This window comes from Nocardia sp. NBC_00881, from assembly GCF_045207455.1.
GTDB lineage: Bacteria > Actinomycetota > Actinomycetes > Mycobacteriales > Mycobacteriaceae > Nocardia.
Genome location: NZ_CP108798.1, coordinates 771,537 through 785,477, shown reverse-complemented (window position 1 = coordinate 785,477; position 13,941 = coordinate 771,537). Strand labels below are relative to the sequence as shown.

General features: G+C 66.0%; 17 protein-coding genes. 13 read left to right on the top strand and 4 right to left on the bottom strand.

The window, feature by feature from the left end:
* The first annotated feature begins 16 nt into the window (after nt 1–16).
* Nucleotides 17–250 (top strand): hypothetical protein, encoded by a 234-nt coding sequence (locus OH799_RS03045; protein ID WP_406275401.1) that lies wholly within the window; start codon nt 17–19, stop codon nt 248–250.
* A 10-nt stretch (nt 251–260) separates the two neighbouring features.
* Here OH799_RS03045 and OH799_RS03040 read toward each other — a convergent pair whose 3' ends face one another.
* Nucleotides 261–491, bottom strand: a complete 231-nt coding sequence (locus OH799_RS03040) for a hypothetical protein (RefSeq protein WP_406275398.1) — start codon at nt 489–491, stop codon at nt 261–263.
* Nucleotides 492–705: 214 nt separating this feature from the next.
* On the opposite strand from OH799_RS03040, the gene OH799_RS03035 reads away from it, so the two are divergent.
* From OH799_RS03035 to OH799_RS03020, 4 genes are all read left to right on the top strand, one after another.
* The gene (locus tag OH799_RS03035) at nt 706–1,239 is read left to right on the top strand and encodes a DUF2599 domain-containing protein (protein WP_406275395.1); all 534 of its coding nucleotides are present in this window, start codon (nt 706–708) and stop codon (nt 1,237–1,239) included.
* A gap of 34 nt (nt 1,240–1,273) precedes the next feature.
* Entirely contained in the window at nt 1,274–1,933 is a 660-nt protein-coding gene (locus OH799_RS03030; RefSeq protein WP_357271097.1) for an NAD(P)H-binding protein, read from the top strand.
* Nucleotides 1,934–1,997: 64 nt separating this feature from the next.
* Nucleotides 1,998–2,300 (top strand): putative quinol monooxygenase, encoded by a 303-nt coding sequence (locus OH799_RS03025; RefSeq protein WP_406275391.1) that lies wholly within the window; start codon nt 1,998–2,000, stop codon nt 2,298–2,300.
* A gap of 288 nt (nt 2,301–2,588) precedes the next feature.
* Nucleotides 2,589–2,816 (top strand): hypothetical protein, encoded by a 228-nt coding sequence (locus OH799_RS03020; protein WP_406275388.1) that lies wholly within the window; start codon nt 2,589–2,591, stop codon nt 2,814–2,816.
* Between the two features lie 246 nt (nt 2,817–3,062).
* Here OH799_RS03020 and OH799_RS03015 read toward each other — a convergent pair whose 3' ends face one another.
* Both OH799_RS03015 and OH799_RS03010 read right to left on the bottom strand, forming a co-directional pair.
* Nucleotides 3,063–3,950: a helix-turn-helix domain-containing protein gene (locus OH799_RS03015; RefSeq protein WP_406275385.1), complete on the bottom strand. Its 888-nt coding sequence runs from the start codon at nt 3,948–3,950 to the stop codon at nt 3,063–3,065.
* A gap of 89 nt (nt 3,951–4,039) precedes the next feature.
* The gene (locus tag OH799_RS03010) at nt 4,040–4,261 is read right to left on the bottom strand and encodes a DUF397 domain-containing protein (RefSeq protein ID WP_406275382.1); all 222 of its coding nucleotides are present in this window, start codon (nt 4,259–4,261) and stop codon (nt 4,040–4,042) included.
* A gap of 323 nt (nt 4,262–4,584) precedes the next feature.
* Here OH799_RS03010 and OH799_RS03005 point away from each other — a divergent pair, with 323 nt between their 5' ends.
* The 4 genes from OH799_RS03005 to OH799_RS02990 all read left to right on the top strand — a co-directional run bounded on the left by OH799_RS03005 (nt 4,585) and on the right by OH799_RS02990 (nt 7,905).
* The gene (locus OH799_RS03005) at nt 4,585–5,382 is read left to right on the top strand and encodes an SAM-dependent methyltransferase (RefSeq protein ID WP_406275379.1); all 798 of its coding nucleotides are present in this window, start codon (nt 4,585–4,587) and stop codon (nt 5,380–5,382) included.
* Nucleotides 5,383–5,604: 222 nt separating this feature from the next.
* Nucleotides 5,605–5,841, top strand: coding sequence for a hypothetical protein (locus OH799_RS03000; RefSeq protein WP_406275376.1), 237 nt, complete (start codon nt 5,605–5,607; stop codon nt 5,839–5,841).
* A 262-nt stretch (nt 5,842–6,103) separates the two neighbouring features.
* Nucleotides 6,104–7,366 (top strand): PucR family transcriptional regulator, encoded by a 1,263-nt coding sequence (locus OH799_RS02995; RefSeq protein WP_406275373.1) that lies wholly within the window; start codon nt 6,104–6,106, stop codon nt 7,364–7,366.
* Between the two features lie 104 nt (nt 7,367–7,470).
* The gene (locus OH799_RS02990) at nt 7,471–7,905 is read left to right on the top strand and encodes a CBS domain-containing protein (RefSeq protein ID WP_357271120.1); all 435 of its coding nucleotides are present in this window, start codon (nt 7,471–7,473) and stop codon (nt 7,903–7,905) included.
* Nucleotides 7,906–7,908: 3 nt separating this feature from the next.
* Here OH799_RS02990 and OH799_RS02985 read toward each other — a convergent pair whose 3' ends face one another.
* Nucleotides 7,909–8,334 carry a pyridoxamine 5'-phosphate oxidase family protein gene (locus OH799_RS02985; protein ID WP_406275370.1) on the bottom strand — a complete coding sequence of 142 codons (426 nt, stop codon included), beginning with the start codon at nt 8,332–8,334 and terminating at the stop codon, nt 7,909–7,911.
* A 110-nt stretch (nt 8,335–8,444) separates the two neighbouring features.
* Here OH799_RS02985 and OH799_RS02980 point away from each other — a divergent pair, with 110 nt between their 5' ends.
* From OH799_RS02980 to OH799_RS02965, 4 genes are read left to right on the top strand one after another with little or no spacing between them, the layout of a single operon-like run.
* The gene (locus tag OH799_RS02980) at nt 8,445–9,731 is read left to right on the top strand and encodes an aminotransferase class V-fold PLP-dependent enzyme (protein WP_406275367.1); all 1,287 of its coding nucleotides are present in this window, start codon (nt 8,445–8,447) and stop codon (nt 9,729–9,731) included.
* Nucleotides 9,728–11,014: a heavy-metal-associated domain-containing protein gene (locus OH799_RS02975; protein ID WP_406275364.1), complete on the top strand. Its 1,287-nt coding sequence runs from the start codon at nt 9,728–9,730 to the stop codon at nt 11,012–11,014. Before OH799_RS02980 ends, OH799_RS02975 begins: the two co-directional genes overlap by 4 nt.
* Complete coding sequence (locus OH799_RS02970) at nt 11,011–12,552, top strand: decarboxylase (protein ID WP_406275361.1); 1,542 nt, start codon at nt 11,011–11,013, stop codon at nt 12,550–12,552. Before OH799_RS02975 ends, OH799_RS02970 begins: the two co-directional genes overlap by 4 nt.
* Nucleotides 12,552–13,877 carry a pyridoxal-phosphate dependent enzyme gene (locus OH799_RS02965; RefSeq protein ID WP_406275358.1) on the top strand — a complete coding sequence of 442 codons (1,326 nt, stop codon included), beginning with the start codon at nt 12,552–12,554 and terminating at the stop codon, nt 13,875–13,877. Before OH799_RS02970 ends, OH799_RS02965 begins: the two co-directional genes overlap by 1 nt.
* The last annotated feature ends 64 nt before the right edge of the window (nt 13,878–13,941 follow it).

The window sequence follows — 13,941 nt, the reverse complement described above, 5'->3', positions numbered from 1 at the left end:
GGAAGGAGACGGTGGCATGGACGGCATGGCGCACAAGCTCGCCGACGACACCGAGACGCCGACACGGCGGATCACTGTCTATTTCGACGGGCCCACACCGGAGGACGCGCTGATCCTCGAATACGCGGCGACTCGGACAGAGGCGGGGGAATTCACCTCGGCCGCCGCACACTCTGGGCTCACCGTCACCGTGGACGGGGACGTGCGTCCCGACCTGCGCAGGCTGCCTTGCCGATCGCTCTGGCGCTGAGCGCGGCCGCCTACCGGCGGTCGAGCACACCGTCCAGGAGCGCACACGCATCGGGGATCGCCTCGCGGGCTACACCGAGATGGTCACCGGGATAGATGGCCACCCGCAGGTCCGTACCGGACGACCACAACTCCGCGATCAGCTCGAGCGCCGGCGGCACGGGCACCTCGCGGCCGGTCGGCGTCAAATGCCGGTCGACATCGCGCTCTGCTGGGATCGCACGCAATCCGGCCAGGCGCATCGTGCAATAGGTTGCGGCGGCCCTCTGCGACAGAAGTCACGGCAGCCAGAGCTCGCGAAGGGAACAACAGGCCCAGGTTCGACGGCGCACCCGTCGCGGCCGCATTGCACAGCAGAAAACCACCACAATCCGTGGCACTCGCCGAGGCCGCTCGCGCTCGCTAGGCTCGGATGGGCACGCCAGCGGTGCCGAGGAGAACACAGGAGGTTCGACAGTGGCACAGCGGTACCCGCGCCGGAACGGGGTCCGGCACCGTACTGCCGCGCTGCTGTCCGTCGCGCTGCTGCCGATGGCTGTTGCGGCCTGCGGTTCCGACGAGTCCGCCTCCGCGCGGGGCAGCACCACGACGCCCCCTGCCACAACCACGCCGACGCGAAACGCACCGGCCTCCGCGGCTTCCGCACCGTTGAGCGCCGTGCCCACCGTCGATCCCTACGCGGGTTTGCCATTGATCGACCACGTGACCTGGACCGAAGCCGTCGACGGGCCGCGGCTGCTCGTGTTTCCTACCTCGGCCGGGCGGCAGACCACCTTTCCCGGGTCCGACGAGCGCGCCTGGCAGGAGGTGATCGCCCAGTCTTCGGACGCGGACGCACCCGGCATGCGCGATCAGTTCATCTGCCACTGGGACTGGGCGCGGCTGGTACAGCCGAACAAACCCAGCTGGAATCTGGAACCCTGGCGTCCAGCGGTCGGTTACTCGGCCACCGTCGACGCACGCTGTAATCCCGGCGGTCCCGAGCGCTGAGCACGGGCACCGTCCCGACCGAAAGGACCGATTCATGCGCGTCGTCATCGCAGGCGGACACGGGAAGATCGCACTGCTACTCATCCGATCGCTCACTACCGGCGGCGACGAGGTCGCCGCGCTCATTCGCAATCCGGACCACGCCGCCGACGTCCTGGCCGCAGGCGCCGATCCGGTCCCGTTCGACTTGGAGAACGCCGGCACCGATGATCTGGTCGCCGTCGTAAAAGGTTCCGACTCCGTGGTCTTCGCGGCCGGGGCGGGACCGGGCAGCGGCGTGGACCGCAAGTACACCGTCGACCTGGGCGGCTCCGTCCGACTGGCCGAGGCCGCCGGACGAGCGGGCGCGCGCCGCTTCGTGCAGATCTCCACGGTAGGCGCCGGTCAGCCGCCCGCGCCCGGCACCGATGAGGTGTGGGCCGCCTACATCGATGCGAAGACTCAGGCCGAGAACGATCTGCGGGACCGGGATCTGGACTGGACGATCCTCCGGCCGGGCCGCCTCGTCGACACTGCGGGCACCGGACTGGTGACGCTCACACCGCCCGTTGGCTGTCGCGGCGACGTCCCGCGCTCCGATGTGGCCGCCGTGCTCACCGCACTACTACCCGCCACGCACACCTTCGGTACGACGCTCGAACTCGTGTCGGGAACCACTCCGATTAGCCAGGCAGTTGCACAACTGGCAGATTGAACCGAGGCGAACCCGACTGCCGCCCTTGCCGATTGATGCCCACGGTCACGATGGGAGAACAACCGTGTTCAGCCGTATCGTCTCGATGAAGATCCGCCAAGGCTCTCGCGCGGAGTTCCTCGCGGCCATATCCCGGAGCGCGGATGCCTCGGTCCGGACCGAGCCCGGATGTCTGCGCTTCGACATCTGCGCAGATCGGGTCGATCCGCACCGATTCTTCCTCTATCAGCTCTACACCGACGACGAGGCGGCGGAAGCGCATCGCTTCACCGAGCATTTCCTTGCCTGGCGGGCCGCGGCGGACCAATTCGTCGAGCCTGGTACGCAGATCGTCTACAGCACGGACGTGCTATTCGGCCGCGATTGAATTCCCTCTTCCCAGCACTGCGTCCGCAAACTCACAGGTACGAAATGCCTACTGCGAATACATAATCGACCGTGCAGATGTGCTTGCATCTGAAAGGGACGGCGAATTAAACTCAGTCCCGCAACGGTTTACAGGGGACAACCAGGGGAGCCCGCGTGGGCGAGCCGAAGGCCGAAGTCGCCGCAGGTTGCCGCCGCCACACAACAGGGATGTTCGAATGGAACAACCACTTTTCGGCTCGGCTCAGCCGACATCGTACTGGCCGACCAGCCAGCGAACGGTAGAAGAATGAGCACACCGTCGGCCAGGAGCGGCCACGCCGATACCACATTCTCGCGGGAATCCGCCATGGCATACGTCATCGATGCCGTCGAATCCACCGGTGCGGCGACCCGGCATGATTTCGATATCGACCGAATCGTCACCACCGTGTACGCGATGGCCGACGACTGGGATTTCGACACCTTGCAGCGCGCGACGTTCTGGCGGATCACCTCCAGCTTCATCAAGCTCTGACCCCGCTTCGGCCCGATGCCCAGCGGGCACCGAATCTCCTTGTGCCACAAGCATTGAGTCGCCGCGCCCGGCGTCTTTCGCATTCCACCGCGGGCTGGCGCCGGGCATCACCGCCGCGGTCAGTCGGTCTATGTGGCCGCTGGAAACACCACACGCCGGACATCCATTGCCCGTTTCGGAGGTTACGGCATGGTGTGCTTGTCGTTCTGACCGATCGGGTCTGCGTGCAGAAACCCCTCAGCGGACTCAGAGTCCGTCGGCGTACCTATCGATGATCGCGATCGACCCCTCCGGACGTTCGGCCTGGACGCTGAGCCGGTCCATGACCGAGAGATATAGCGCAAGGTCCTGCCGCCGATCAAGGTACAGCGCGCTGGTCAGGTGCTCGAGGTAAACGATGTCGGGCAGTTCCGGCTCGGCAAAGCGCAAGATACTGAACGAACTACCCGCCGCAGCGTGCGCGCCCGCGGAGTACGGCAGCACCTGAATTGTCACGTTCGGCAATTTGGCGAGCTTGCTCAGATGTTGCATCTGCTCACGGTGCACCGCCGCACCACCGACCGGCCGGTGCAACGCCGCTTCATCGATCACCGCCCAGACAATCGGCGGATCCGATCGAAATAGGATCTCTTGCCTACGTTGCCGCACCGCGACCCGCCGATCCGTATCGGCGTCCTCGTACCCGAGCGCCACGACCGCCCTTGCGTATTCGGGCGTTTGCAGCAGTCCGGGAACAAGATGCCCCTCGTAGGTGCGAATCTTGCTCGCAGCCTGTTCCAGACCGAGGTAGGTGCCGAACCACTGCGGCAGCAGGTCGCTATAGCGATGCCACCAGCCCGGCTCGTTCGCCTGCCTGGCCAGTTCGAGAAACGACTCGCGCTCCTCGGTGTCGAGTACTCCATAGAGGGTCAGCAGGTCGCGGATGTCGCGTTCCTTGAAACCGGTGCGGCCCAACTCGAGACGACTGATCTTGGCGTGTGAGCCCCGGATCGCGTCGCCCGCCGCCTCGCGGGTGATGCCTTTCTTCTCCCGGAGCTTCCGTAACTGACCCCCCAGTGCGATGCGTAGCACGGTCGGACCACGTTCCGTGACAACAGCTTGCACATGACCATCGTCATCGGGTTCAGCGATCATCGAGTTCGTCTCCGATACTCCGGGGTTGCCCACAGTGTGTCACAACCACCTGTCGCGAGACACACCGCACCGACCGCTAATGCTACCGCTCAGCTAGTCAAATAGTCGAACTCTCCGGACTTGGCGCCGCGGACGAACGCATCGATCTCCGGACGCGTATAGAAGAGCACGCCCCCTTCCGGATCCCGGGAATTGCGTACTGCCACCTGGCCATTGGCCGTCTCGGCGACCTCCACGCAGTTGCCGCTCGGATTGCTGAAGGAACTCTTGCGCCAAGATCCGATGATCTTGTTCATGGATGTATCCGACATCTTCCCCACTCCTCGGTTACATGGTCAGCGAATTGGTTCGTGCAGATGCACGCTCAAACGTTCTTGCATTTGCACCAACACTCGGACGATAGCACGAGGTTCGCCCTTGCGTCCTTACTACGGCGACCCACTCGGCCGAGAAGGGGAATCACGATCGGTTCGACACCGAAAACACGTGATCAGCTCGGCGATCCCGCCAGCCCCGCACAACGAATCTTGTACTGTCACAGTGCACATCGGATATACCAGTCATTCGCGACACCCCGCAGCGCCCACCCGCACGGGCCGTGCCGCCGACACGTTTTGCCTGAGGAGTCCTACCCATGCCCGACGACCACAGCCCCCTGATCCGGACAGACATTCCGCACTCCGCGCGTATCTGGAACTACTGGATGGGCGGCAAGGACTACTACGAAATCGATCGCGTCGCCGGAGACGCCGGCATCGAGGTCGACCCCGACATCACCACCATGGCGGTGCAGTCGCGCCAGTTCCTTATCCGTGCCGTGCGCTACCTCACGGGCGAGGAGGGCATCCGCCAGTTCCTCGACATCGGCACCGGCCTGCCCACCATGCAGAACACTCACGAGGTCGCCCAGAGCGTCGCTCCCGAGTCCAAGATCGTCTACGTAGACAACGACCCCTTGGTGCTCACGCACGCAAGAGCACTGCTGACCAGCACGACCCCCGAGGGCGTCACCACCTACGTCGACGCCGATTACCACGATCCCGAGCGGATCATCGCCGACGCCAAAAACGTTCTCAACTTCAACCAGCCGATCGCCGTCATGTTCATGGGCGTGCTCGGCCACGCCAAGACCTATGACGACCTGCTGCGGATCGTGCATACCGTGCTGGACGCGGTGCCCTCGGGCAGCTACCTGGTGATGTGGGACGGCACAGACGACAGCAAGGCTTACGTCACGCTGTGCGAGAACTACACCGGCACCGGCGGCGCTCCGTACGTCCCCCGTCCCCAGGCTCAGATCAAAGCGGTCTTCGACGGCCTGGAAATGGTGGAACCCGGCTTCGTCTCCCTTACCCAATGGCGCGCCGACAAAACCGAAGTGGGCGAGATTCGGCCGATCTCCGCCTACTGCGCGGTCGCCCGCAAACCGTAAGCCCGGTAAACGCCAAACCGCAAGCACCACAGCGGCGGTCGTCGGCTCGAGACCGACGGCCGCCGCACCATTTCTACTCAACCGATCGTGCAGATGTACTTGCATCTGTAAGCAACGGAGGCATAGACTCATACTCGAAATCGGGGAAGTACGCAGGGAGTTCGCGCCGGCGTCACCATCACATCGCACTCCCCGCCACACGCAAACGCGAGGGGTAGTCGAATGAGCCAGCCATTCCTAGCTCCCCGCCGGGTTGCCGTCATCGACGGCGCCGGTGCCGAGCCCCCGCGCCAGTGCCTGGTACCGGAATATTCGATGTCCGATTGCGGATTCGAGCCACGCGGCCTCACCTACCGGCAGGCGCGCGACATCCTCTACGCTCACGAGGTACACGGCCCGCAGTGCAGGCAGTGGCTGGCGGCCGCCGCCTACCTCTCGGCCGGACTGGACGACGAGTAGCCCTCTGAATCGCTTGGCGCGCATGGATATCGATTGGCGCGCAAGAATGTCGCCGCAGCGTGAATCCTCCTCGGCACAACGTGCGGTCGATGCGGCGCCCCGCTCGCAGCGCCCTTGGTCACACGCAGGTCATCGAATAGTGCGGAAGGTTGCCATCGATCTCGCCGATCGCTCGCCGTGCGCACGAGCCTTTCGTATAGTGATCCGATCGACTCGGGCGCAGCTCTTTCCACGCCCGAGGTGGCATTGGAGCGAACTGGTAATGACCTTCTCGGCGTTGGATCTGTCCACTGATTCGTCCGACCCGGTGCTCGAAATCGGCGGGCAGCCGGCTTCGATCCCACTGCAGAACACTGATCGCGTGGCTTCGCACATGGTCGGATACTTCGAGACCTGCGTGGCCCCCTGTCGCACACTGCCCGGCGAGCAATTGCGCGGGGACGTCACGAGACTCACCCGCAACTGCCTCACCCTCGTCGCCGAGATGTTCGACCAGCGCACCGTACCGGACGGCGAAAAGCTCGGCACGGTACGTGAATCCGCGACCCGATGGGCCCGCGAGGGTGTGCCGCTGAGCACCATCCTGCGTGCCTACCACGAAGGGGTGCGCATCGCGTTCGGGCTGGTGACCGCGCACGCCCAAGCCGACGACGTCGATGAAGTGCTGATCGCCACCGATTTGGTGCTCGAGTTGCTGAAGACGCTCACCGCAGCGGTGTCCGACGCCTACGTCGATGAGCAGCACCTGGTCGCGAAGGAACATCAGACGGCGGCGCAGACACTTGCCTCGGCACTGCTGAGCGGGCGAGGAAGTTCGGCGCTGGCCCGGCAGACGGGCATCCCGATTGCGGAGTCCTATCAGGTTGTCGCCCTGTCGATTCCAGAACACGCGGACGAGCGCGATCCGCAGGTCGACGCGAACGTCGCCGCCCGACGCAAGCTACGCAGACTGCAGTCCGAGCTGGCAGCCGTGTTCGTTTCCCGCGCCCTGGCACTGCTGAGCACCAAGGGCGGCACGCTGCTCATCCCGCTGGGCTCGGACGACGAGACCATAGTCAACGCGGCGACCCTCGATCTGTTGGCCGAGGCCGCCGAGGTCCCGCTCACCGCGACCTCGGTGGCCGGCGACACCGATCGGATTCCGGAATCAGCCGATCAGGCCCACGAGCTGCTCAACCTGGTCCGGGTCGGCGACAAACCACCCGGTCTCTACCAGATGTCGGATCTGGCGGTCGAATATCAGCTCACCCGCAGTGGCCCCGCGACCCGGCGGATCGCCACCATACTCGATCCGCTCGAGCACCATGCCGAATTGCGCGACACCATGCGCGCCTACCTGGGCAACGACATGAACCGCCAGCTCACCGCGCGCCAGCTCTACGTGCACCCCAATACCGTCGACTACCGGTTGCGCCGCATCGCCCAACTGACCTCGATCGATCTGGCGACCTCGGCCGGCATCTCGCAGGCGGCGATCGCGCTGCTGGCCCGCGATCTCGACCGCGGCGTCACTCGGCGCCTGTGACCGATGCCCGCTCCGTGACCGATGTGGCTTGTAACGAGTTCGTGCTGGTTATCCAACCACGAACTTGCGATCCTGGAAGTGCCGCGACGTCTGGATGGTGAAACATGCGAATTTCGGAGATCCTGCGCAGGAAGGGTAGCGACATAGCCACCGTCGCGCCCGACACGACGGTACGCACGCTGCTCGCCGCACTGGCCGATCACAATATCGGCGCGGTGGTCGTCTCCCCCGATGGGAACACGATCGCGGGTATCGTCTCCGAGCGCGACGTGGTGCGCAGCCTGCACGCCCGCGGCGCCGACCTACTGGATACCCCGGTCACCGAGATCATGACCTCCGACGTTCGCACCTGTGCACCCGACGACCCGGTCGACGGGCTGCGCCGCACCATGACCGAGCACCGCATCCGACATCTGCCTGTGGTGCACGACGGCAGGCTGGTCGGCATCGTCAGTATCGGCGACGTCGTGAAGAGCGCGATCTCCGAACTGGCGACCGAACGCCAGGCTCTCGTCGAGTACGTGCAGGGCCGGTACTAGTTACTAGCTGAGATTGCCCAGGTCGGCCGAGAGCCAATGCTCCGGCCGCAGGTAGACCGCGACCTGCTCACCATAGGCCTCAGCCGCCTTCAGATAGCCGTCGACCGATTCCGCGGCCAGGTATCGCGAGGCCATCTCGTGGTGCATCTCGTCGGTCATGGGGGTTATCCGGGTGACCGGACCTTCCACGCTCACGTATCGGATAGTTGGCTGCAACTGCTGCACCATGAGGGTGAACCGGCCGGATTCCCGGATGTAGCGCATCTTCTGCGACTCCGGGCCGGTGAGCACCCACACCTCACCACCGGGGCTGTATTGGTACCAGATCGGGACGGTGAGCGGGCCACGACCAGGGCCCGCGGACACCGACAGCGCCGCGATGTGCGGCTGCGCGAAGAACTGTTGACGCTCGTCCAAGGTCAGCGGCATAACGCCCAGGTTAGTGCTTGAAAGCCGTTGCCCGCGACAAAACTTCGAAGTCCGTACCAAAAATGCGTATCGTTGGGGGCGTCCAGTGATCGGGTGAAGGGAGCGTTACGGTGCGGTCCCCCGCCTCGAGATCGCACGTCGCGCGGCCGGAGGTTGTGCGACTTCCGGCGCCGACACTCACACCCGCCGCGGTGCGCGCGCTGTTTCCCGCTTTGGCCGACACCACCGAGGTCTACCTTGACAGTGCCGCCACCACGCAGAAACCGCTGCCGGTCATCGAGACCATCCACCGCTATCACAGCTCCCGCACCGCCAACTCGGGACGTAGCACCTACCCGTGGGCGACCGGCCTGTCCGCCGGGATCGCCCGAGTCCGGGAGCGTACCGCCGCGTTCATCGGCGCCGAGCACTCCGACGAGGTGGTCTTCACCGGCGGTGCCACGGCCGCGCTCAACGCCGTCGCGCTGTCGTGGGGGCTGGCGACACTGGCCGACGGCGACGAAATTCTCTACAGTGCAATGGATCATGCCTCCAACGTGCACCCGTGGCATCATCTGCGTGGGCTGCTCGGGCGGTTCGGGCGCCGCATCGAGTTGATTCCCTATCGGGTGACCGGCGCGGGCGAGGCGGACACCGACGACATCCTGGCCAAGATCACGCCGCGGACCCGGCTGATCACGACCAGCCATCTGCACCACGTCTTCGGCGGCCTCACCACCCTGGAGGAATTGCGCGGCCGCATCGATCCCGCGATCCTGCTGTGCTTCGACTGCTCGCAGAGCGGTGGACACCTTCCGGTCGACGTGACCGAGCTCGGCGCGGATTTCGCGATCTTCGCCGCACACAAGATGTTCGGCGCGCCGGGAACCGGAGTGCTGTACTGCCGCAGGCGCGTACACGACAGCCTCGTGCCATTTCTGCCCGGCGGAAACTCGGGGGTGCGTCTCGGCGTGGACGGGCTGACGCCGCAGGCAATGCCCGATCTGCTGGAGGGTGGCACGCACAACATCCCTGGCATCCTCGCACTCGGCAGCGCGCTGGAAGTGCTGGAATCGTTCGACGTCGGTGCGATCGCCGCGCACAACCGTGACCTGACGCAGCGCCTGATCGACGGCCTGCGACCGATCCCCGGGCTGGAGTTCCTGCCCGGCCCGGCGCACTCCGCCTGCGCCGTCGGCTACGGGATCGTCTCGTTCACGCTGAATGGCATCTCCGCGGCCGACCTGGGATTTGTGTTGAGCGAGCTGGGCTTCCTGGTGCGCACCGGCGCGCACTGCACCCCCGCCGTAGGCGATGACGTCGACTCGGTGCGGGTCAGCACCCACGTCTACAACACCCTCGACGAGATCGGCCGCTTCACGGCCGGCATCAAGACGATTGCCGAGGAGGTCGCGTGACGATCGACATCCCGCGCTATGACCGGCGCGCCGCGTCCCGCGTGCTGGCCGGGCTGGCGCAGCCGGGGCTGTTCACCGCGCCGGTGCCGCCGCTCGCGCCGCGCAGTATCGAATTCACCTGTGCCGCAGTACGTCTCGAGCCGAGAAGTCATCTCACCTACGCACAGCGGCTGTACCTGGAGCGATTCATGCGGCCGTGCCGGGCAGACCAGGTGACGAGCGCCACCCACCGGATCACGTGGACCGACAGCGAGGGCATCCCCAACACGGGACACTTCCGCTCCGATGGGCTCGGAGCGCTGGTGCCGATCGCGATGCGCGAGACCGTGCTGACACTGTGGCACGCGTTGGATGCGAATACCGGATTCGCCGATCGGATTTCGAGGCTCGGTCCGCACGAGCACGCGGTGCTGGATGGAACGACCACTGATCACGATCCGCTCGACATCTTCCGAGTGGGCATCGAGGCCGCCGGGCGGGTGCTCGCGCAGCACGCGCTGCTGGCCGGGCAGACCCCCTATCGCGGCGCCGCCGAATTCGCCAGGGGCATCCACGATTCCGGACTGTTCGCCGCCGCGGCCACCCGCTGGTTCTGGGAACTGCAAGCTTCGACCTACCGGCGCGGCATGATCCCGGTGACGCTCGTGGCACAGCCCGACGGCACCGTCCGCTATTCGGCGGAGACGGTGGTGACGCTGCGCGCGATGAAGGACGCCACCATCGCCGACGCGCATACCGTCATGCGCCGCGCGATCACCGTCGAGGGGCTCTCCACCCAGGACGCGATCGCCAAGTACCACGACGACCTCGACCTGATCTCCCGCCAGTACGCGCTGCTACCCGTAGGCACCCGCCCCTCCTGCCTCGCCGCGGTGCCGCACCAGCTGAACGGTGCGGCCTACAGCATCCTGCCCATGGTGGTCGACCGGTTCGTCACGACGTTCACCGAGATCGCCGAGCGGTGCGAGATCGTCGACGTGAGCTCCGATCCGGACGGGGCGACCGCGGGCCGCGCCGCCACCACCGAGGACCAGGTGTTCTACGTCCCGGACATGACCTGCAAGCACTGTGTCCGCACGATCGGCGGGGTGCTGGAGTCGATGGACATCCGTGTGTTCGACATCGACCTCACCAGCAAGCGCGTGGTCGCGGAGTTCCGCAGCCCGCGCAACCGGGCACGGGCGTTCGAGGCCATCCGCGATGGTGGCTACAACCCGGTCGCCGAGCAGCCCGAGACCGCGGCGCCGGGAGCCGCCACGGAGCCGTCGGAAACCTCGGTATGACGTCGCCGTTCCCGACGCTACCCGCGAAGCTCCATTCGCTGGTGCGCGCCTTCCTCGACACACCGGATGCGGTAGCGGAGACGCTGACTCGGTACGGCTCCCCCGCGCACTTGATATTTCCGCAAGTGTATGCGGAGAACCTCGCGACTCTGCGCGCCGAGCTGGAATCGCGGCTGCACCGGCACCGGATCTGCTACGCGCACAAGGTGAATCAGTCCCGCGCGTTTGTCCGCACCGCAGAGCACGCGGGTATCGCCATCGACGTGGCCTCGCCGTACGAGTTCGCCAGAGCCGTCGGCGCGGGGTTCGATCCGACGCGCATCGAGGTGACCGGGCCCAAGGGCGAAGCCTTTCTGCGCGACCTCGTCGGCTGCGGGGCGACCGTCAACGTGGACAACCTGTGGGAACTGCGCCGGATCATCGAGCTCGCCGAGGAAGGCGCGCGCGTGCCTGTGCTGCTTCGGGTATCCGGTTTCGATGCGGGCCAGGTGAGCCGGTTCGGCGTGCCCTTCGCGCATCTCCCACAGGCATTCGACCTCCTTTCGACGCAACGTAGCCGAATCACGTTCCTCGGCTTTGCCTTCCACCTCGACTCCGGCGACCTCGGCGAGCGGGTCCGCGCGATCGACGCCTGCCTCGCAGTGGTCGAGCGGGCCTACGACTGGGGGCTCGCACCGTCGGTGCTCGACATCGGCGGTGGATTTCGTCAGGTGTTCACCGCCGACGCCGAGCGGTTCGACGCCTACGTGCTCGCGCTGCGCGAATCGCTGCTCGGCCGTGGCGAGCCGATGAGCTGGAGCAGCAACACCTTCGGTTACCACATCGCGGGCGGCGCCGTGCACGGCACACCGGTGTTCCACAAGTACGCCAACACCGTGCCCGCGAGCGGGATGCTCGCGGATCTGCTCGACGCGCCTCTGGAGCGCCATGGCGGGCGCACCGTGGCGCACGTCGTGGGCGAGAACCTGCTCGAGCTGTGGCTCGAGCCAGGTAAGGCGCTGGTCGATCACGCGGGCATTACGGTGGCCACGGTCGAGTTCGTCAAAGAGCTTGCCGACGGCACGGTACTGGTGAACGTGGACCTCAGCCGTGATTCCGTGACCCCCGCCGACCAGGAGGTCATGGTCGATCCGATCGTCCTGCCCGGCGCCGACGGCGAACCCGCCCCCGCAGGATGCCCCACCGCGCCCCACCCGATGGCCGAGTCCGGCCCGGTCGGCGTGTATTTTGCCGGACGTCTGTGCCTGGAGCGAGATCTGATCACCAATCACAAGGTGTGGCTACCCGAACGGCCGCAGCCGGGTGATCTGGTCGTGTTCCCGAACACCGCCGCCTACCACATGGACTTGTCCGCGGCGTCGGCCTCGATGCACCCGCTTACAGCAAAACTCGCCGTCTCACATCACTCGAGCGGTTTTCAGGTCGTCGGCGACACCGATTACGAGCCACACGTCCCCGCCGATCTGCCGCCGCGTCCTGTCGTGCCGCACTCTCTCCGCCGGCCCCCGAGGCCGGTCCGACCCGCCGAGGCTCCCTGATGCGCTACGAACACATCACCGAACTCATCGGCAATACGCCTGTGCTGCGCCTTGATCGCGCGGTACACGGGCTGGCGAATGTCGAGCTTTACGCCAAGTTGGAGTCGCACAATCCGTTCGGCTCGGTCAAGGACCGGGTGGCCTGGGGCATGCTCCGCGACGACCTGGATGAGATCCGCGCGAGCGGGCAGACCCTCATCGAGGCCTCCAGCGGAAATACGGCCAAGGCGCTACGCGTCCTAGGGGCGATGCACGGGATCGGCTTGCGCGCGGTAACCAACCGAATCAAGGTGGCCGAGGTCCGTGATCTGTTGCAGCTGGTCGGCACCGAGATCGTGGAACTGCCCGGTCTCTCCGAATGCCCGGACCCCACCACACCGAACGACGTCTACTCGGTCATCGAGGCGATGATAGCGCAACAGCCCGGCACGTATCGCCACCTTTCTCAGTACACCAACGAGAAGAACGTCGAGGCACACCATCACGGCACCGGCCGGGAAATCCACGAGGACCTCGCCGCCGACGGCATCACCAGGGTCGACTATCTGATCGGCGGGCTCGGTACCACCGGGTCCACCCGAGGCGCCGCCACTTATCTGCGCAAGCACAATCCCGAACTGCGCACCGTCGCCGTGGTGTCCGAGCGGTCGGATTTCATTCCGGGTATCCGGTCGGAGAGCGAGATGTGGGATGTCGGGTTGTTCCAACCCGACTTCTACGATCAGATCGTCACTGTGGCGGCGGGCGATGCCGTTGACGCGACGCTGCGGCTCGCGACGGGGTACGGGGTGCTCGGCGGTCCGACCAGCGGCGCGAGCTATGCAGCGGCCCTGGAAACACTTGGCGCACTGGATCATTCGACGGCCGAATCGAACGAGCCGATCGTCGCCGTGTTCATTGTCTGCGACCGGCTCGAGCCGTACCTGTCGTATATCAAGAAGCGCAGGCCCGACCTGTTCGGCCGCGCCGACCGCGTACCGGCGCCGACGCCGGCCGATCTGGCCGCCACGCCGACGTTGTCGCCCGAGCAGCTCGCCGAATTGGACCGGGCCGGTCGACCGACCATCGTCGACACCCGTGGCGCGATGGCCTACCGCCTCGGCCACGTGCCCGGTGCGCTGAACATCCGCGACGACCAGCTCGACGACATGTTCACCCACGGAATCCCGTTCCCGCGGTCGCGACCGGTGATCTTCGTCTGCCCGGTGGGCGAGTTGTCGCTGCGTTTCGCCGCTCGAGCCCGGCAGGCGGGATACGACGCCGCCAGCCTCGACGGCGGCATCGTCGCGTGGCGTGACTCGGGCCTTCCCATGGAACGCGGCTGAATCAGGACTTTGTCGCGGAATGCCGGCGGCGGCGAGGTCGCGTCGGCGGGGGCACCAGGCATTA